Annotated in this window: 19 protein-coding genes and 1 pseudogene; 6 read left to right on the forward strand and 14 right to left on the reverse strand. The window is 60.9% G+C overall.

What is annotated here, in order from left to right:
- Positions 1-10: 10 nt before the first annotated feature.
- Genes PSH66_RS17510 through PSH66_RS17530 form a run of 5 tightly spaced genes read right to left on the reverse strand, consistent with a single transcriptional unit; the run spans position 11 to position 4,656 of the window.
- Entirely contained in the window at positions 11-1,042 is a 1,032-nt protein-coding gene (locus PSH66_RS17510) for an ABC transporter ATP-binding protein (protein ID WP_141064746.1), read from the reverse strand.
- The gene (locus PSH66_RS17515; RefSeq protein ID WP_305427329.1) at positions 1,039-1,833 is read right to left on the reverse strand and encodes an ABC transporter permease; all 795 of its coding nucleotides are present in this window, start codon (positions 1,831-1,833) and stop codon (positions 1,039-1,041) included. Before PSH66_RS17515 ends, PSH66_RS17510 begins: the two co-directional genes overlap by 4 nt.
- Positions 1,830-2,648, reverse strand: a complete 819-nt coding sequence (locus PSH66_RS17520) for an iron ABC transporter permease (RefSeq protein ID WP_003174496.1) — start codon at positions 2,646-2,648, stop codon at positions 1,830-1,832. Before PSH66_RS17520 ends, PSH66_RS17515 begins: the two co-directional genes overlap by 4 nt.
- Positions 2,649-3,653 (reverse strand): ABC transporter substrate-binding protein, encoded by a 1,005-nt coding sequence (locus PSH66_RS17525; protein ID WP_141064747.1) that lies wholly within the window; start codon positions 3,651-3,653, stop codon positions 2,649-2,651. It abuts the gene before it with no gap.
- Complete coding sequence (locus PSH66_RS17530; RefSeq protein WP_305427330.1) at positions 3,637-4,656, reverse strand: LacI family DNA-binding transcriptional regulator; 1,020 nt, start codon at positions 4,654-4,656, stop codon at positions 3,637-3,639. The genes PSH66_RS17525 and PSH66_RS17530 overlap by 17 nt, the downstream gene beginning before the upstream one ends.
- 351 nt (positions 4,657-5,007) lie before the next feature.
- On the opposite strand from PSH66_RS17530, the gene PSH66_RS17535 reads away from it, so the two are divergent.
- The 4 genes from PSH66_RS17535 (at position 5,008) to lspA (ending at position 8,714) form a co-directional block, all read left to right on the forward strand.
- The gene (locus PSH66_RS17535; protein WP_078733594.1) at positions 5,008-6,105 is read left to right on the forward strand and encodes a carboxynorspermidine decarboxylase; all 1,098 of its coding nucleotides are present in this window, start codon (positions 5,008-5,010) and stop codon (positions 6,103-6,105) included.
- 30 nt (positions 6,106-6,135) lie between these two features.
- Positions 6,136-7,380 carry a saccharopine dehydrogenase family protein gene (locus PSH66_RS17540; protein WP_305427331.1) on the forward strand — a complete coding sequence of 415 codons (1,245 nt, stop codon included), beginning with the start codon at positions 6,136-6,138 and terminating at the stop codon, positions 7,378-7,380.
- Between the two features lie 517 nt (positions 7,381-7,897).
- A complete protein-coding gene (locus PSH66_RS17545) occupies positions 7,898-8,137 on the forward strand; it encodes a DUF6124 family protein (RefSeq protein ID WP_141064749.1) in 240 nt (79 codons plus the stop codon).
- A 73-nt stretch (positions 8,138-8,210) separates the two neighbouring features.
- Positions 8,211-8,714, forward strand: coding sequence for a signal peptidase II (lspA, locus tag PSH66_RS17550; RefSeq protein WP_003174502.1), 504 nt, complete (start codon positions 8,211-8,213; stop codon positions 8,712-8,714).
- 5 nt (positions 8,715-8,719) lie between these two features.
- Here lspA and PSH66_RS17555 read toward each other — a convergent pair whose 3' ends face one another.
- From PSH66_RS17555 to PSH66_RS17580, 6 genes are all read right to left on the reverse strand, one after another.
- On the reverse strand, positions 8,720-9,040 hold the full coding sequence (locus tag PSH66_RS17555) for a hypothetical protein (protein ID WP_042945808.1): 321 nt from the start codon (positions 9,038-9,040) through the stop codon (positions 8,720-8,722).
- An 86-nt stretch (positions 9,041-9,126) separates the two neighbouring features.
- A complete protein-coding gene (locus PSH66_RS17560) occupies positions 9,127-9,870 on the reverse strand; it encodes a zeta toxin family protein (RefSeq protein ID WP_258317860.1) in 744 nt (247 codons plus the stop codon).
- Positions 9,867-10,157, reverse strand: a complete 291-nt coding sequence (locus PSH66_RS17565) for a hypothetical protein (RefSeq protein ID WP_003174505.1) — start codon at positions 10,155-10,157, stop codon at positions 9,867-9,869. The genes PSH66_RS17560 and PSH66_RS17565 overlap by 4 nt, the downstream gene beginning before the upstream one ends.
- Before the next feature lie 143 nt (positions 10,158-10,300).
- A complete protein-coding gene (gene glsB / locus PSH66_RS17570) occupies positions 10,301-11,209 on the reverse strand; it encodes a glutaminase B (RefSeq protein WP_078733597.1) in 909 nt (302 codons plus the stop codon).
- Positions 11,210-11,264: 55 nt separating this feature from the next.
- A complete protein-coding gene (locus PSH66_RS17575; protein WP_003174508.1) occupies positions 11,265-11,609 on the reverse strand; it encodes a hypothetical protein in 345 nt (114 codons plus the stop codon).
- 112 nt (positions 11,610-11,721) lie between these two features.
- Positions 11,722-12,132 carry a hypothetical protein gene (locus PSH66_RS17580; protein WP_305427332.1) on the reverse strand — a complete coding sequence of 137 codons (411 nt, stop codon included), beginning with the start codon at positions 12,130-12,132 and terminating at the stop codon, positions 11,722-11,724.
- Between the two features lie 110 nt (positions 12,133-12,242).
- Between PSH66_RS17580 and PSH66_RS17585 the strand changes: the two are divergent.
- Positions 12,243-13,090, forward strand: a pseudogene (locus PSH66_RS17585) (helix-turn-helix transcriptional regulator).
- 109 nt (positions 13,091-13,199) lie between these two features.
- Positions 13,200-14,144 (forward strand): aliphatic sulfonate ABC transporter substrate-binding protein, encoded by a 945-nt coding sequence (locus PSH66_RS17590; RefSeq protein ID WP_305427333.1) that lies wholly within the window; start codon positions 13,200-13,202, stop codon positions 14,142-14,144.
- Between the two features lie 67 nt (positions 14,145-14,211).
- Here the strand turns inward: PSH66_RS17590 and PSH66_RS17595 are convergent, their stop codons facing one another.
- From PSH66_RS17595 to PSH66_RS17605, 3 genes are read right to left on the reverse strand one after another with little or no spacing between them, the layout of a single operon-like run.
- Complete coding sequence (locus PSH66_RS17595; protein WP_305427334.1) at positions 14,212-15,687, reverse strand: FGGY family carbohydrate kinase; 1,476 nt, start codon at positions 15,685-15,687, stop codon at positions 14,212-14,214.
- Between the two features lie 4 nt (positions 15,688-15,691).
- Positions 15,692-16,624 carry a transketolase family protein gene (locus PSH66_RS17600; protein ID WP_003174513.1) on the reverse strand — a complete coding sequence of 311 codons (933 nt, stop codon included), beginning with the start codon at positions 16,622-16,624 and terminating at the stop codon, positions 15,692-15,694.
- Positions 16,614-17,450, reverse strand: coding sequence for a transketolase (locus PSH66_RS17605; RefSeq protein WP_305427335.1), 837 nt, complete (start codon positions 17,448-17,450; stop codon positions 16,614-16,616). The genes PSH66_RS17600 and PSH66_RS17605 overlap by 11 nt, the downstream gene beginning before the upstream one ends.
- Positions 17,451-17,785 lie beyond the last annotated feature (335 nt).

Consider the following 17,785-nt stretch of genomic DNA (forward strand, 5'->3'; position numbering starts at 1 on the left):
AAGCGGACTCTCACGCATTCAGGGTGAACAACATGTGCGGCGCGATCGCCAGGGCAATCGGCGCGCCGACGGCGTACAACTGGTTATCGCTGCTGTCCACCAGCAACGGCTGCGGGCCGCCCACCTCCACCAGCAGGCGGCTTTGTGCGCCCTGGAAAAACTGCGCGAGCAGATGGCCGTGCAGGTGCCCTTCGCCCTCCATCACCCGCAGGTGTTCGGGGCGGCAGTACACTGTGGCGGGTGGATTGGCCGCGTGCCACGGCAACACACCGCCGCAGACTTTCAAGCCGTGGGCCGACTGCTCCAGCACCTGGAAGGCATTCAGATTGCCGACGAAACCGGCGACAAACGCATTCGCCGGTTTCTGGTAGATGTCCCGTGGGCTGGCCAATTGCGCGACGCGCCCCTGCTCCATCACCAGGATGCGATCACCCAGGGCCATGGCTTCGCCCTGGTCGTGGGTCACAAACACCGAGGTGATGCCCAGGCCGCGCAGCAGCTCATTGAGCTCACTGCGCAGGCGCTCACGCAGTTGCGCATCGAGGGCGGCCAGCGGTTCATCCAGCAACAGCACTTTGGGGCGCGGCGCCAGGGCGCGGGCGAGCGCCACGCGTTGGCGCTGACCACCGGACAACTCGTGGATGCTGCGCTGGCCGTGGTGCTGCAACCCCACCAGTTCCAGCAATTCGTCGCAGCGCTTGTTGCGCTCCAGCGGCGACATACCGCGAATCTTCAAGCCATAGACGATGTTCCCGGCCACATTCAGGTTGGGAAACAGCGCGTAATTCTGGAACACCATGCCCACGTCGCGACGCTCGATGGGCAGGCGCGTGACGTTCTGGTCAGCAAAAAACACCTGGCCCACATCCGGGCGCTCCAACCCGGCGATCAGGCGCAAGGTGGTGGTTTTGCCACAGCCCGACGGGCCGAGAATCGCCAGGGTTTCGCCGCCTTCGACGGTCAGGTCCAGGTCATGTACGGCCACGGTGCCGTCGGCGAATGCCTTGCGACAGCCTTGCAGGCGGATAGTGATAGCGGTCATCGACGCTCTCCACGGGATAGACGGGCACTGATGGCCTGCAGCGCAATCAGCAGCGGCACGATCATCAGCAAAAAGATCAGGGTGTAGGCACTGGCGATTTCCAGGCGCGCCGAGGCGTAGCTGTCGGCCAGGCCGACCGGCAAGGTCTTGGTCATGGGTGTGTGCAGCATCCAGGTCAGGTTGAACTCACCCAGGGACAAGGTGACCACCATCAGCACCCCCGCCAGGATGCCGGCCCGGCTGTTGGGCACCACCACACTGAAAAAGCGCTTGATCGGCCCCGCGCCAAGGCTGGCCGCCGCCTCTTCCAGTACCGGCAGGTGCTGGCGCTGCATTACCGCCATCACCGGGCGCACCAGGAACGGCAAGGTGAACAGCACATGGCCGACGAGGATAAACACCCAACTGCTGCGAAAGGTGCCGAACTGGCCGTAGGTGAGCAGCAACGCCAATGCACTGGCCAGGCCCGGCATCGCCACCGGCAGCACCATCAGCTCCTCGAAGGCGCGGCTGAAGCGATTGTTCATGCGTACCAGGGCGTAGGCCGCCGGCACGCCGATCACGCACACGCACACCGCGCAGGCCACAGCCAGTTGCAGCGACAGCCACACGGTCGGCGAATAGGCCTGCCACACCTGCACCAGCCAATCGACGGTCAGGCCGCTGGACAGGCCGGCGAAGAAGTTACGCGTCAGCCCGGCGAGCAACGACATCAATACCGGCACCAACATGAAGGCGCACACCAACAAGGTAAACAGCAGTTGCATGACGAAAAGCGATGAGCGCTTCACAGGACAGTCCCCGCGTTTTTCACCAGGCGCCGCGTGAGCAGCAACACCGCCCAGGTCACCGCGCCCAGTACCACCGACAGCGCGGCGGCGACGGCAAAGTTGGCGTAATTGGTGAACACGTTGTAGATCGCCACCGGGGTGACGTTCAGCCGCGTGCCCAGGGTAAAGGCCGTGCCGAAAGCGCCCATGGACGTGGCAAAACAGATCGCCCCGCACGACGCCAGGGCGGGCGCCAGGCCCGGCACGATCACGTCGCACACCACGCGCCAATGCCCGGCGCCCAGCGAGTGCGCGGCTTCTTCGAGGCTGCGGTCGAGGCTTTCGCACGCGGCCATTACGGTGAGGATCACACGCGGGATCGAGAAGTACAGGTAGCCGACAAACAGCCCGGCCAACGAGTAAGCGAAGATCCACCGCTCACCGGCCAGTTGCATGCCCAGCGCCGCAAACAGACCCTGGCGCCCCGCCAACAGAATCACCAGGAAGCCCACCACCACACCGGGAAACGCCAGGGGGAAAGTGAGCAGCGCCACCAACGCCGAGCGCCCGTAAAACTGCTGGCGGGCGAGGAATACGCCGCTGATGCCACCGATCAACAACGCGACCAGCGTCACCACCACCGCCAGTACCAGGGTCTGCCCGAGGCTACCCAGATACTGCGCGCTGCTGAGCACTTGCCAGTAGCCGCTGCCGTGGCTGTCACGGCTTTCGCTGCCCAGCACGATCAAGTGCGCCAGCGGCAACAACCAGAACGCCAACAGCACCGCAAACGCCGGGGCCAGGGCCCAGGCGGCGTGTCTTGCCGATGTGGCCACTTACTTGACCTCGTTCAGGTAACGGGCGGCGAAGGCCTCCTGCACGGCGGCCATCTTCTGGTAGTCCACCACGCCGGCGCGGGCGTAGTCGCTGTCGGGCAGGAATTGCGCGGCGACCTCGGCCGGCATCTGCACCGGGCGTACCGGACGCAGGTAGGCCTTGGCCCACAGCGCCTGGCCTGCATCGGACAACACGAAGTCCAGAACCTTTTCGCCATTGGCGCGGTGCGGCGCGTTGGCCACCAGGCTCATCACGTAGGGCACGCTGATGCTGCCTTCCTGGGGAATCACGAAGGCGACGTGGGCGTTGTCTTTGTAGCGCGCGCGGTAGGCGTTGAAGTCGTAGTCCACCAGGATCGGCAACTCGCCGGACAGCACCCGCGCATAAGCGGTTTGCTTGGGCACGATGGGGACGTTTTTCGCCAGTTTCTGAAAGTAGTCGATGGCCGGGGCGAAGTTGTCCAGGTCGCCGCCCATTGCGCGGTTGATCGCCACCGCCGACACGTAGCCGACGAACGCGCTGGACGGGTCGAGGTAGCCGACCATGCCTTTGTATTCCGGCTTGAGCAGGTCGGCCCAGCTCTGCGGCACCGGCAGGCCGCCCAACGCATCGACGTTGACCATGATGCCCAGGGTGCCGGAGTGGATTGCGAACCACTGGCCCGCCGGGTCTTTCAGGCCGGCGGGAATCTGCTCCCAACCCTTGGGTTTGTAGCCGTCGACCACACCGGCTTTTTGCGCCTGCAGGCCGAAGGTCACGCCGTAGTACACCACGTCGGCCACCGGTGCGGCTTTCTCCGCCACCAACTGCGCCAGGGACTGGCCGGAGTTCTTGTTGTCCAGCGGCACTTGCACGCCGGTGCTGGCGGCGATCGCCTTGAGCTGGGTACCCCAGTCGGCCCAGTCCGGCGGGCAGTTGTAACAAATCGCGGTGTCAGCGGCCTGGGCCAGGCCGGCCATGCCACACAACAGCACGGCGGCCAGGGTTTTACGGAATGCGCGCATCAAGGGACTCCTTACGGGGTTGAGTGCTTTCGCCTGGCCGGATATGGCAAGGCAGGCAATGGGAAATCGGATCGTTGCCGGCGATCTGCGCCAGCAGTTGGTCAATCACCGTGCTGGCGAGCAGCGCGATGGGCTGCACCACGCTGCACAGGGTCGGGTGCATCTGGGTGCCGAGGGATATGCCGTCAAAGCCCATCACCGAGAGTTGTTCGGGCACGTGCCAGGCGTTGCGCCGCAACTCGGCGATCAGGCTGATGGCCAGGAAGTCGTTGGAGCACACCAGTGCGGTGGGCGCCTCGGGGCCTTGCAGCGACGGCGCGATGGCGGCGAAGTCGGCGCTGGTGTGGGCCGGCATTTCGATCACCGGGCGGCTCTTGAGGCCGTAGGTTTTCATCGCGTCGCAGTAACCGGCGTAACGCAGGCGCGCACGGTCGGACTGCAACGCGGGGCCGGCGACCATGCTGATGCGCCGGTGCCCGGCGTCCAGCAGATACCGCGTGGCCATCGCCATGCCGGCGCGGTTGTCCACCGACACGGCGCTGTAGTTGGGGTTGCTCGGTTGGTGGTAGGCCAGCACGAACGGGGTTTTCTCGGTATTCAGGCTGCTGAGCACATGGTTGCTTTCGGCATCGGTGACGGTCAGCACCAGGCCATCCACGCGCTGGCGCAGCAATTCTTCCACCACGCTGCATTCGCGTTCGCTGCTGTAGTCAGTGGTCGCCAGCACCAGGCTATAGCCGCGCAACCGCGCCGCACGCTCCATGGCCTGGAATTGTTCGGCGAACACCGGGTTGAGCAGGTTAGGCACTACCACGCCGATCAGGTTGGTGGTTTGCAGGCGCAGTTGCCGGCCCAACAGGTTGGGACGAAAGCCCAGCTCACGAGCGGCGGCGAACACCTGCTCACGAGTGGCCGGGCGCACCTGCTCGGGGGAGGCAAAGGTGCGGGCGGCGGTGGCGCGGGATACCCCGGCCAGACGCGCAACGTCTTTCAAATCAGTCATTGTCACTCGCTTGAGATCGATCTCATTGGCGAGGACAGTAACGGGGGAATATGGCAGGAAGGTGGTGGGGAGATGACGGTTTGATGTCAATGTGCCTGATGCACATCGCTCTCAATGTGGGGGGCTTACTCCCGATAGCGGTGGTTCAGTACCAGATAGGTTGGCTGACACTCCGCTATCGGGAGCAAGCCCCCTCCCACACTGGACCGGCGTACATCCTTGGATAGTCATACTCCAGAGCTATGCTGGAAAACCGGCGCAGCAAAATCCGCCGGCTAACCTTTCGATCCTGACCAAGTGCGGGCACAATGCGTGTCCTTTTTTGGCAGGCACCGCCGCAGGCTCTCAAAAATGATCAAAACGCCGTACTACCTCATCGATAAACAGAAGCTTCTGGTCAACATGCAGAAGATTGCCTATGTGCGCGAGCAGTCCGGCGCCAAGGCGCTGCTGGCGCTCAAGTGCTTTGCCACCTGGTCGGTGTTCGACCTGATGCAGCAATACATGGACGGCACCACCTCGTCGTCGCTGTATGAGCTCAAGCTCGGTCGCCAGAAATTCGAAGGTGAGGCGCACGCCTACAGCGTGGCCTGGGCCGACGATGAAATCGAAGAGATGCTCGATAACTGCGACAAGATCATCTTCAACTCCATCAGCCAGTTGCAGCGTTTTGCCGAACGCAGCGAAGGCAAGACCCGTGGCCTGCGTGTGAACCCGCAGGTGAGCAGCTCCGATTACCTGCTGGCCGACCCGGCGCGCCCATTCAGCCGCCTGGGCGAATGGGACCCGGTGAAGATCGAAGGCGTGATCGAGCAGATCTCTGGTTTCATGTTCCACAACAACTGCGAGAACGGCGATTTCAGCCTGTTCGACAAGATGCTCGGCACCATCGAAGAACGCTTCGGCGCACTGCTGCACAAGGTCAAGTGGGTCAGCCTCGGCGGCGGCATCCACTTCACCGGCGAAGGCTATGCGCTGGACGCGTTCTGCGCGCGCTTGAAGGCGTTCTCCGAGAAGTACGGCGTGCAGGTCTACCTGGAACCCGGTGAAGCGGCGATCACCAACAGTGCCTCGCTGGAAGTCACCGTACTCGACACCCTCTACAACGGCAAAAACCTCGCCGTGGTCGACAGCTCCATCGAAGCTCACCTGCTGGACCTGCTGATCTATCGCCTCAACGCCAAACTGGCGCCGAGCGAGGGTGAACACACCGTCATGGTGTGCGGCAAATCCTGCCTGGCCGGGGACATCTTCGGCGAGTATCAATTCGATCGTCCGCTGGCCATCGGCGATCGGTTGTCGTTCATCGACACCGCGGGCTACACCATGGTCAAGAAAAACTGGTTCAACGGCCTGAAAATGCCGTCCATCGTAGTGAAACAACTCGACGGTACAGTCGAAGTGGTTCGTGAATTTGGTTACGACGACTACCTGTCCAGCCTTTCGTAAAGCTGGCGGCTATTAGGAGAAAGAAAGCAATTGAAAAAGAACGTTCTTATCATTGGTGCAGGAGGTGTCGCCAAGGTGGTGGCCCACAAGTGCGCGCAGCACAACGACGAACTCGGTCGTATTGCTATCGCGTCGCGCAACATCTCCAAATGCCAGGCCATCATCGACAGCGTCAAGGCCAAGGGTAGCTTCAAGGTTCCCGCCGATATCCAAGCCTTCGCGCTGAACGCCCTGGACGTGGAAGCGACCAAGGCCCTGATCCGCGAGACCGAATCGCAGATCGTCATCAACGTGGGTTCCGCGTTCCTCAACATGTCGGTCCTGCGTGCCTGCATCGACACCGGCGTCGCGTACCTCGACACCGCTATCCACGAAGAGCCGGGCAAGGTCTGCGAGACCCCGCCGTGGTACGGCAACTACGAGTGGAACCACCTCGAAGAATGCAAGCAGAAGAACATCACCGCCATCCTTGGCGTGGGCTTCGATCCGGGTGTCGTCAACGCGTATGCCGCGCTGGCGCAGCAACAGCATTTCGACCGCATTGATTCGATCGACATTCTCGACGTCAATGCCGGCAGCCATGGCAAATACTTTGCCACCAACTTCGACCCGGAAATCAACTTCCGCGAGTTCACCGGACAGGTGTGGAGCTGGCAGAACAGCCAGTGGACCAGCAACACCATGTTCGAAGTCAAACGCACCGACGACTTGCCGGTCGTCGGTTCGCAGAACCTCTACCTCACCGGCCACGATGAAGTGCACTCGCTGTCGAAAAACCTCGACGTGCCCAACGTGCGCTTCTGGATGAGCTTCGGCGAACACTACATCAACGTGTTCACCGTACTGAAAAACCTCGGCCTGCTCTCCGAGAAGCCGGTCAAGACCGCCGAAGGCCTGGAAGTGGTGCCGTTGAAAGTGGTCAAGGCCGTGCTGCCCGACCCGTCATCGCTGGCCCCTGGCTACACCGGCAAGACCTGCATCGGCGACCTGGTCAAAGGCACCAAGGACGGCCAGCCGCGTGAGATGTTCATCTACAACGTGGCCTGCCACGAAGAAGCCTTCGCCGAAACCGACAGCCAGGGCATCTCCTACACCGCAGGCGTCCCACCGGTAGCCGCCGCGCTGCTGGTAGCCCGTGGCGAGTGGGATGTGAAACACATGGCCAACGTCGAGGAACTGCCGGCCGAGCCGTTCCTGAAGGCGCTGGATGTGATGGGGTTGCCGACTCGCATTAAAGACGAGCACGGTGATCGTGCGTGGGATGCGATTGCTTGATAGCGATTGCTGACTGAACAAAAGAATGCGCCCGAAGTGGCGCATTTTTTGTTTGGGCTCACATAAATCCCAAAGAAGAATGAAGATCAAAATGTGGGAGGGGCGGTGCGACGATTCGACTTGCTCCCGATATAGGTGGTTCAGTGACAAATGTATTGACTGACACATTGCTATCGGAAGCAAGCCCCTCCCACAGGGATAGCGCTTCGCCCAGACTCTCAGAGTTTTCCCACGACTGTTTCAGGTTGTCGCTCGGAACCGAGCTGACTAACCTCTCCGACGTCGCTGCCAATTCAGCGGCCGGATTTGACCGTCCGATTTTAAATGAGCAATAGAACCCACACCGATTTGGGCGTTTTTTCTACGCCTGATGTATCGTGTCGCGGCAGCTGTGCGCGGGATACCTTCGGGTATGCCGGATTTGCTCCTTTAGCCGGTCGGTCAACCCGCGTATAGCTGCCACCCTAATTCGTTTGACCGCGAATCGTGGCAGCTCCATTCAGAAAGGAGCTTCGCCATGATTAAAGACACCCCAAATCCCCCAGATAAACTCTTCAGCGTACGCCCTAACCTGGGCACGGAAACCCTGCTGGTCAACGTCTCCCAGGATTTAGCGTCCATCACCGACATCGCCACTCACCTGGCCTTTGAAATCGACGGTGCACAACGCAATGTGGTGCTGGGCATCTGCCGCATGCTCGAAGGCGTACAACTGCTGGTGGACAAGGCGCTGGACGAGGCTCATCCGGCGGCCTGAACGTAGACTGCATAAGGCGCCTGAGCTATCTTCGGGCGCTCCTCTCGACAGACCCGGAACAGGAAGTTACCGCTTGAGCACCTCCCCCCTACTGCGAGGCCGAACCTTCGCCCTCCTCGCCGGCATCGCCTTCGTCGCCGTGGACCAGCTTGTAAAACTCTTGGCCCTGGTTTCACTGCAGGCCAACAGCTTAAAAATCGGCTCAAACCCAATCAATCTTGCGCTGGAGCTAAGCCTCAACCCCGGCGCATTCCTGAGCCTGGGCGCCGCTTTGCCGCCTCAGGTCAAACAACTGATCTTTATCATCGGCGTAGCCGTCGTGGTGGCCTGGGCGATGGGGTGGTCCCTCTCCAACTGGAACCAGCCGCTGCGCAAAGTCTTGCCGCTGTACGCCATCGCCTTGGGCGGCATCGCCAACCTGATCGACCGGGTGTTTCGCGACGGCCATGTGGTTGATTACATGGTCCTGAACATCGGGCCAGCACATACCGGGGTGTTCAATATTGCGGATATCGCGATTACTGTCGGCGCGTTGTACCTGCTGATCGAGCTGTTCATGAAGCCGCGTAAAGCCTAGGCGTATCAGTATTGCTCCCCCTCATCGCCTCGAATTTCAGCGGTGAGGGCCTGGGCGATCGCCTTGGCTTTCACGATGCTCTCCTCGCTGTATACAAACGAGATTTGGCCACGGCGATAATCGAAATAGTAATCCTGCTGCGTGGTGGGAGAAGTCCAGTAAGCCGTTTGGTTACCGCTGATGGAGATCGTCGCTCCTGTCGTGGGATTAACGGCAGTCACTTCGTCCTGCAACACGATGGTTGGGTCACTGGCACACAAGGCACGCCATTCTTCAGGTTCTATTGCATTGCTTTCGGCACGGGCGATATGGAGTTCATAGGCCATAAAAATGTCCATCAGAGAAAAGGGAAAGATTCTTGAACTGCTAAAGCAGCCTAATACTTCCTTCAGCGTTTTTTGCCCTTCAACGTCTACGTCAACTTATCGATAACATACTGCTGAAACCAAGCTGGCTGAGTGTCCGCCACAATATCGATATCCTCGCCTTCTGTAATCTCGGCAAGTTGCGCAAAGCTGGGCTCGCCGTCTTGCGAATTGTCAAAGATATAGGCTCGATTGGATAAGAGAATCGCCTCTGACAAGTTTTCCAAAGAGCGCTTATAACGAGATCGAATCTTGTCCGGTGGTACATCATGCCCACCTGTAGAGGCCCGGTAGGCAACTCGGGCAACGTTAATATCAGCATCTGCGGTAGCAACATAGTAAACGTATACCCGATAGCCAGCAGCTTTCGCCTGCCTTAACAGCTCAATCTTGCTGCCGTCCGACATGACTGTCTCGAATGTAAAACTCACGCGCTCATCAATCAGAGACACCCGGATGAAGTCAGAAAGAGCAGAAGCTATATAAGAGTCGATGTCGCGCGAAGCAAAAATGATTCGCTCACCCTTGGCGACCAGATCGTCCAGTTTGGCGAGGGAATCGGGAAACTTTGAAAGCAGTGAATGACTGCGCAAGAACGCAATGGCGCGTTCAGCGTAGCGGTATAACCCGAAGACAGCAAAGTCAAAAACACCCGTTTCACGAATGCCCAACTCAATCGCATCGGGATTGATGTAGTTGACCAGCAGGTGGGCCGGGACTTTCGAGTTGAATGTGCTCTTTCCACTCCCGTTCGGGCCGGCGAACATACGGACACGGGGGGTGGTACTCAAACCTGAATCTGCGCCTGAGCGGAGCGACGATCCAACAAGGATTTTTTGGTTTTCAAGCGAGTGCCAGCCTTGAGAGTGCCGTAGGTTTCCACAGGACGGATAACCAAAGTCTCCGTATTGGAAACTTTAACCAGCTGGCCAGCACGAACCACAAGCACGGACTCACCCTTGGAAAGGGCAACCTCGTAGGCATCCCTGAATGCTTTGGCCGCAATGGAGGGAATGCTCGATTCCTGGGCAAGAATCTGTGCTTCGGTAATTTGGGGCTTAACTTTTTTACGTGACATGTTGGTCTCCGGCTCAGGACAAGGGCTGATCAATGGCAATGAGCATAGATCACCTCAGGCGTCGAACACTGGCTCGACTTTACCTCAATGTGTGTCCCATGTCCTGCTGTGGGCTGCCCAACATCCTCTAAGCGGCTTCGCACTCAAAACACCGACCACCCAATCCGCTCGCTCAACAACTCCAACGCCCTGATCCCCGCCAGCGAGTTCCCCGCCGCGTTCAGCTCCGGCGACCACACGCACACCGTGAACTGCCCCGGCACCACCGCGACAATCCCCCCGCCTACTCCGCTCTTGCCCGGCAACCCAACGCGATAGGCGAAGTTGCCCGCCTCGTCATACAGCCCGCTGGTGGCCATGATCGAGTTGACTTGCTTGGTCTGGCGCGCGCTCAGGATCTGCTCACCGCTGTGCGCGCTGGTGCCTTCGTTGGCGAGGAAGCTGAACGCCTTGGCCAGGTCCAGGCAGCTCATCTGCAAGGCGCAGTAGTTGAAGTAGCTGTGCAGCACCGCGTCGACGTCGTTGTGGAAGTTGCCGAAGGATTTCATCAGGTAAGCCATGGCCGCGTTGCGTGCGCCGTGTTGGGCTTCGGAGTCGGCGACGACGCTGTTGACCAGGATCTGCGGGTTGCCCGACAGGCGCCGCACAAAATCGCGCATCGACAGAATCGGCACGGCGAAGCGCGATTGGTTGATGTCGCAGATCACCAGTGCGCCAGCGTTGATGAACGGATTGCGTGGCCGGCCGCGTTCGAATTCCAGCTGCACCAGGGAGTTGAACGGTTGCCCCGAAGGCTCATGGCCCAGGCGCTCCCAGATGCTTTCGCCGCCGTGGTCGATGGCCTGCACCAGGCTGAACACCTTGGAAATGCTCTGCACCGAGAACAGCGTATCGGCGTCGCCGGCGCGGTAGGCCGAGCCGTCGTTGCCGTACACGGCGATACCCAGTTGGTTGGCCGGTACATCGGCCAGCGCGGGAATGTAATCGGCAACTTTGCCGAGGCCGATCAGTGGGCGCACTTCGTCGAGGATCGACTCCAGCAGCGCCTGCATGTCTTGTCCGGTCATCTTGGTTTGGATCAATGGTTGGCGGGGCGCGCAGGATACTTCAATGCGCGCGGAAGCCCCACACAATCTCTACCACCCGCTCGGCCACCACCAGATAAACCAGGATCAGCAACAGCTGCAAGGCCAGGTGATAACGCAACTTGGCCAACCGGCGAATACCATCGCTGACGTTCAAGAACATCAACACCGTGGACAGGATGACCAACCCCCACCCCGCCACATCGGACGCAAACACGCCGATAAACAGGTGCTGTTGGCCGACGACTGCGTTGGTGCCCGCCGCAAACAGCAACGCACACACCAGCAGGTTTTTCACATTGTCGAAGACCTGCGTACTCAGGTCGTTTTCCAGCAACGCTAAATATCGCGTCCATAACGTGCGCATAGGTCATTACCGGGTAGGGATCGCTCGTCAGTCAAAGTAGTTCAATTGCCCCCGCACCGCTCGCCGACCGGCGAGAATGGCCTGCCCCTCGCGACAGATCGGTGTTGCCCCATCAAAAATACGCCACATCCGACACTCGCTCATCCAGCACATCCCGCGCCAGCGCCCATGCCTGGTCTTTGGACTCCACCACCAGCAACGGATAGCCCCAGGCCTTGCCGAACATCGCCGCAAACGGTCTGAGTGCCAAGCGTTTAGCAGCGCTGGGTTCTACCTGGATCATGCCTTTGACGAACGTGCGCAGCGCCTGTCGGTGTTTCTTCATCCAGATCGAGGCTTGCTTGCGCTGCTCATGGGAATGTTCGTGATTGTTTTCGTCCACGGCTTTTTCGTGCAACAGCAGGAAGGATTGCTGCCGTGCCAACAGGTCTTCAAAGACCCGGAAGGCGTCCTCCGTCCCGCCCTGGTTCGGGGCATCGAAGACGATTTTGACCACAGGGAATGTTGTACTGTCGAGTTGCATGGCAAAGCTCCTTAATGAGAGTGAATCTCAATATAAAGCTCGAACCACTGGACGGCATTGCACAGAATAGCCAGACTGTTTCGCAACCCGGCCAACCTGCGATCACCGCCATGAAGCACCACCGCCTTGATCTGCTCGACCCGCTCACGGCCAAGGATGCCGATGTGGTTCCCCGCGCCGTGGTGGCCGTGGGTGCCAGCAGCACCTCGGACGCCTGGGAACATGCCCAGCACACCCACCGCAAGGGCCAGTTGATGTACACCCTGCGTGGGGTCATCCACTGCGAAATCGAAGCGGGGATCTGGATCGTGCCGCCCCAGTGCGCACTGTGGATTCCCGGCGGCACGCCGCATTCGGCACGCGGCTCAGGCGCGGCGCAAGTGTATTGCTTGCTGATCGAGCCTGATGCCGCCCGCGCACTGGCGCCACGCTGCTGCACCCTGGCGGTGTCGGGCCTGCTGCATGAATTGATCAGCAAGGCCGTGAGTTTCCCGCAGTTATATGACGAGGCCGGCCCCCAGGGGCGCTTGATCAACACGTTACTGGATGAACTGGCCGCCGCGCCGGTCGAAGCCCTGCACCTGCCCATGCCTCAGGACGCACGCTTGCGCCGCCTGGCCAATAGCCTGCTGGCCGACCCGGCCGATAAAGCCACCCTGGGCCAGTGGGCGGTGCGCATCGGCATGAGCGAACGCAGCATGACCCGCCTGTTACTGGAGGAACTGGGCCTGAGCTTCGGCCGCTGGCGCCGGCAGTTGCATGTGATCCTGTCCCTGCAACGGTTGGCCAAGGGTGAAGTGTGCAGCGGGTGGCGCTGGATCTGGGTTATGAAAACGCCAGCGGCTTCATCACCATGTTCCGCAAGGCGGTGGGCCAGCCGCCGGCGCGTTACTTGGCGGACCGTGCCGGGGTGCTCAGCGCAACCAGTCAAACCATTGCGCTGAAAGACGCCCACTGAATTCATCGAAGTGCGCAAAAAGCGACCTAAGCTCAGGCCTAAAGATTATTTATCGAATGGTTTTTAGAACTTTATGCTTGGTCCAATTTCGTTGAACATCGAGCGTGCCATGTCCCTACGTCGTCCCCTCGCTGCTGTCTTCGGGTTGTTGGCCTTGTCTCTCAGCGTGAGCGTGCAAGCCCAGGAAACCCTGCGCATCGGTTACCAAAAATCCTCTACCTTGATTACCCTGCTCAAAACCCAGGGCACCCTGGAAAAAGCCCTCAAGGTCGACGACATTGACGTGAGCTGGCACGAGTTCCCCAGCGGCCTGCCGCTGCTCGAAGCACTGAATGTGGGCAATGTGGACATCAGCGCCGACGTCGCCGACACCGTGCCGATCTTCGCCCAGGCCGCCCAGGCCAAACTCACCTACTTCGCCCAGGAAGCGCCCTCGCCTTCGGCCCAGGCCATCGTGGTGCGCAAGGACTCGCCGATCCAGCAACTGGCGGATTTGAAAGGCAAGAAAATCGCCGTGACCAAGGCGGCCGGCACCCACTACCTGCTCATCGCCGCGCTGAATAAAGCCGGGTTGGCCTTCGCGGATATTGAACCTGCCTACCTGTCACCCGCCGACGGTCGCGCAGCGTTCGAGAACAACAAGGTCGACGCCTGGGTCACCTGGGAACCCTTCCTCACCAGCGTGCAGCGACAACTGCCGACACGCACCCTGGCCGATGGCGCGGGGCTGGCGAGTTACAAGCGCTATTACCTGACTGGTACGCCTTACGCCAAGGCGCATCCGCAGGTGTTGAAGGTGGTGTATGCGCAGTTGGAACAGGCCGGACAATGGGTGAAAAACCACCCGCAGGAGGCGGCAAAAGTGCTGGGGCCGTTGTGGGGCAACCTGGATGTGGCCACGGTGGAAGCGGCGAATGCGCACCGCAGCTATCAGGTGCAACCGGTGACGGTGGACCAGTTGGGGGAGCAGCAGAAGATTGCCGATGCGTTCTTCAGGGCGGGGTTGTTGCCCAGGGCGGTGGATGCGAAAGATGTGCAGACGTGGAGGCCTTGAGACTGAACACGGTTAAGACCATGTGGGAGGAGGCTTGCCCCCTCCCACATTGGATTTGCATATGGCGTTAGAGAAGTGTGCGGGCCAGGGCCTTTTTCCATGCTAAATAGCGCCCTGCCATCGCCGGGTCTTCCTGCGGCTCGAAGCGCTCGCGCTGGCGCTCCAACTGCTCCAGTGCGTCATCACTCGCCCACACTCCCAACGCCCGCCCGGCCAGATGCGCCGCGCCCAGCGCCGACACTTCCGGCGACAGGCTGCGCACCACCGGGCGTTGCAGCAGGTTGGCCAGAAACTGCATCAGCCAGCGGTTGCGTGTGGCGCCGCCGTCGACCCACAGCTCCTTCAAGGGGCTGCCGATGTCCTGCTGCATCGCTTCAAACACATCACGAATCTGATAACCGATGGACTCCAGCGACGCACGCAGGATATGCGCGCCCGAGGTGGCTTCCGTCAGCCCGCAGATCAACCCACGTGCATCGGCTTTCCAATGCGGTGCGCCCAGACCCGAGAGGGCCGGCACGAAGTACACGCCGCCGTTGTCCGGAAGTTGCGCCGCTTGCTCGGTCAGGGCATCCAGGGATTCCCCGGCCACCAGTCGCGAGGCCCATTGCACGGCGGCGCCGGTGTGGACGATGTTGCCTTCCATGCCGAACGTGGGTTTCACGCCGTCATGCCAGGCCAGGGTGGTCGACAGGCCATGGGTGGACGCAATCGCGCCGCTCATGGGCGTCATCAACGACGAGCCGGTGCCGAGGGTGGCCTTGACCAACCCCGGCGCAAAACCGCCCTGCCCGTAGAGCGCGGCGTGGGAGTCGCCGATCATCGACATGATCGGGATGCCGGCGGGCAAGCCACCCAACGCAACGGTTTCGGCGAAGCATCCAGCGCTGGCCTGGATCGGTGCCAGCGCGGCCAACGGGATGGCGAACAGGTCCAGCAATTGCAGGTCCCAGGCGCAGGTGTGCAAGTTGAACAGTTGCGTGCGCGCCGCATTGGAGTAGTCGGTGGCGAACACCTGGCCGCCGCTGAGTTGCCACAGCAGCCAACTGTCGACGGTGCCCAGGCAGATCTCACCGGCAGCGGCGCGAGCATGGCCGTTGTCCAGGTGGTCGAGAATCCAGCGGAACTTACCGGCGGAAAACATCGGGTCGAGGGCCAGCCCCGTTTTTTCCAGGATCAGTGCTTCGTGCCCTTGCGCGTGCAGTTCGGCGCACAATGCCGTGGAGCGTCGGCACTGCCAGCTGATGCACGGCGACAGCGGTTCGCCGCTGCGCCGGTCCCAGGCCACCACCGATTCACGCTGGTTGCTGATCGCCAATGCGGTGATCGGCCGATCCACCTGGGCCAGGCATTCTTCCATTGCGGCCAGGGTGCTGTGCCAGATAAACAGCGGGTCCTGTTCGGAGAACCCGGCCTGGGGATGGCTGACGCTCAGCGGCCGCGAACCGCGAGCGATCACCTGCCCCAGTTCGTTGACCAGCACCGCCTTGGCGTTGCTGGTGCCTTCGTCGATCGCAAGGATCAGTGGAGTGTGGTTATTCATGGGTTCACCGCAACCGAGTGGCAGCCGCCACAATCCCAGCCGCGTCGATGTTATGCAAGGCGCGGGTCGGTTCACGCGCGCCGGCAGCGGCGTATTCGCCATCGCCGATGCCCAGGCGGATCAGGGCAATGCCCAACCCGGCCTCGGCCAGCACTTCGGCGACCAGGCTGCCGACGCCGCCGTTGATGTTGTGTTCTTCCACGCTGATCACCCCGCGAGTGCCGCTCAGGGCGCTGAGCAGTACGTCGCGCTGCAATGGTCGGATCGATGACAGGTTGATCACCTGCGCCTGGATGCCCTGCTCCGCCAGCAAGGCAGCGGCGTCCACGGCTTCATGCACCACCGAGCCCAAGGCGACGATGCTCACGTCCGCGCCCTGACGCAGGATATCCACCTGGCCGGGTTGGAAGTGGTAGTCGCCAGCGTGCACATCTGGGAGGGCCTTACCGTCGAGACGGATATACACCGGACCGTGGTAACGCAGCGCGTAATCGACAATCTGCCGGCACTCGATGGCATCGGCCGGCGCGAAGATCTGTACATTGCCAAAGCCGCGCATCACCGAAATATCGTCGAGGCTGTGGTGGGTGCTGGCGAGCGGGCCATAACTGGTGCCGGCGTTGAGGCCGAACATCTTCACATTGGCCTGGTTGTAGCAAACGTCGACCTTGATCTGCTCATTGGCGCGCGAGATCAAAAACGGCGCGGCGTTGCAGGTGGCGGCGATCTTGCCGCCCAGGGCCAGCCCGGCCGCGACGCTCACCAGCGACTGCTCGGCAATGCCGACGTTGATCAAGCGCTCCGGGAAGCGCTGCACAAACGGGCCGATCTTGGCCGTGGAGGTGGAGTCGCTGACCACGGGCACCACATCCAGCCCGGCGTCGACTGCGTCAATAAAGGCCTGCACCATGACGCTCGCCAAATGTTCATTCGCCATGGTTCAACTCCTCCAGTGCCGCGTTGATTTCATCACCCTTGGGCACGCGGTGGTGCCATTCGGGGCGGGCTTCGATAAAGGACACGCCCTTGCCTTTGATGGTGTGGGCGATCAGCACCTGGGGCGCGCCGGTTTGGGTCTGCATGTTTTCCAGGCTGTGGATCAGCTGGCCCACGTCGTTGCCGTCGCACTCGCTGACGCTGAAGCCGAAGGCCGCCCATTTCACGTCCAACGGGTCGAGGGGCATGATCTCGGCGGTCAGGCCGGCCAGTTGCAGCTTGTTCTTGTCGACGATCACAAACAGGTTATCCAACCCGTACTTGGCCGCCGCCATCGCCGCTTCCCAGTTGGAGCCTTCGGCTAGTTCGCCGTCGCCGGTCAGCACATAGATGCGCTTTTTACTGCCGGACATCTTCGCCGCCAAGGCCAGCCCTACCGCCACCGGCAAGCCGTGGCCGAGGGCGCCGGTGTTGAGTTCGATGCCGGGGGTTTTCTGGCGCACCGGGTGGCCGGGCAAGTGCGAATTGAAGTGCTGATACGTCGGCAGCCACGCCTCGGGGATATAGCCCGCCTGCGCCAGACAGCAATACAGACCACCGACGCCGTGGCCCTTGCTCTGGATATAGATATCGCGCTCGGGGTCTTCGGTACGTTCCGGGCCGGTGTTGAGGATGCGGAAATACAGGGTGGCGAGGATGTCGGTTTCCGACAGGTCCGCCCCCGTATGGCCGCCGGCCGGTGAATCGGCGTTCAGGCGGATCACATGGCGGCGGATCAGGCGGGCCTGTTCCTTGATCTGGTGGACGTCGTACTGGAAGGCATTCATGCAGCGGCTCCTGTGGGGCTGACCACGTGAGTTGAAAGTGCCGAAAGCTGTATTTGAATATTTATTCAGCAGTGACAATATATTTCTATTTAGACGCCGATCTTCCGCGCGGTCAAGTGAGCGATCGGTGTAAAAATGAAAAAAGCCGAAGAAATATCACTCGGACAAACGGACAAAACCCCACAGGAGCCGGTCTACTCCGTGGCTTTGCACCTCGATAAAGCGGCGTTTTAAAGGCCTATCTGAAAAATTAAGCGCTTGACTTTGCCACGGTGTCACTGGAATCTGAATTAACAGTCAGGCACGCATAAATATTCACGACGCCTGAAAGCACT

Origin of the sequence: Pseudomonas sp. FP597 (genome assembly GCF_030687435.1) — a bacterium.
GTDB classification, from domain to species: Bacteria; Pseudomonadota; Gammaproteobacteria; order Pseudomonadales; family Pseudomonadaceae; genus Aquipseudomonas; species Aquipseudomonas lactucae.

Coding starts and splice junctions, on each gene's coding strand:
- PSH66_RS17575 (WP_003174508.1), bottom strand. CDS start 11,609: ATGCGCACGTTATGGACGCGATATTTAGCGTTGCTGGAAAACGACCTG.
- PSH66_RS17590 (WP_305427333.1), top strand. CDS start 13,200: ATGTCCCTACGTCGTCCCCTCGCTGCTGTCTTCGGGTTGTTGGCCTTG.
- PSH66_RS17600 (WP_003174513.1), bottom strand. CDS start 16,624: ATGGCGAATGAACATTTGGCGAGCGTCATGGTGCAGGCCTTTATTGAC.
- PSH66_RS17510 (WP_141064746.1), bottom strand. CDS start 1,042: ATGACCGCTATCACTATCCGCCTGCAAGGCTGTCGCAAGGCATTCGCC.
- PSH66_RS17525 (WP_141064747.1), bottom strand. CDS start 3,653: ATGCGCGCATTCCGTAAAACCCTGGCCGCCGTGCTGTTGTGTGGCATG.
- PSH66_RS17595 (WP_305427334.1), bottom strand. CDS start 15,687: ATGAATAACCACACTCCACTGATCCTTGCGATCGACGAAGGCACCAGC.
- PSH66_RS17555 (WP_042945808.1), bottom strand. CDS start 9,040: ATGGCCTATGAACTCCATATCGCCCGTGCCGAAAGCAATGCAATAGAA.
- PSH66_RS17580 (WP_305427332.1), bottom strand. CDS start 12,132: ATGCAACTCGACAGTACAACATTCCCTGTGGTCAAAATCGTCTTCGAT.
- PSH66_RS17545 (WP_141064749.1), top strand. CDS start 7,898: ATGATTAAAGACACCCCAAATCCCCCAGATAAACTCTTCAGCGTACGC.
- PSH66_RS17565 (WP_003174505.1), bottom strand. CDS start 10,157: ATGTCACGTAAAAAAGTTAAGCCCCAAATTACCGAAGCACAGATTCTT.
- PSH66_RS17535 (WP_078733594.1), top strand. CDS start 5,008: ATGATCAAAACGCCGTACTACCTCATCGATAAACAGAAGCTTCTGGTC.
- glsB (WP_078733597.1), bottom strand. CDS start 11,209: ATGCAGGCGCTGCTGGAGTCGATCCTCGACGAAGTGCGCCCACTGATC.
- PSH66_RS17605 (WP_305427335.1), bottom strand. CDS start 17,450: ATGAATGCCTTCCAGTACGACGTCCACCAGATCAAGGAACAGGCCCGC.
- PSH66_RS17530 (WP_305427330.1), bottom strand. CDS start 4,656: ATGACTGATTTGAAAGACGTTGCGCGTCTGGCCGGGGTATCCCGCGCC.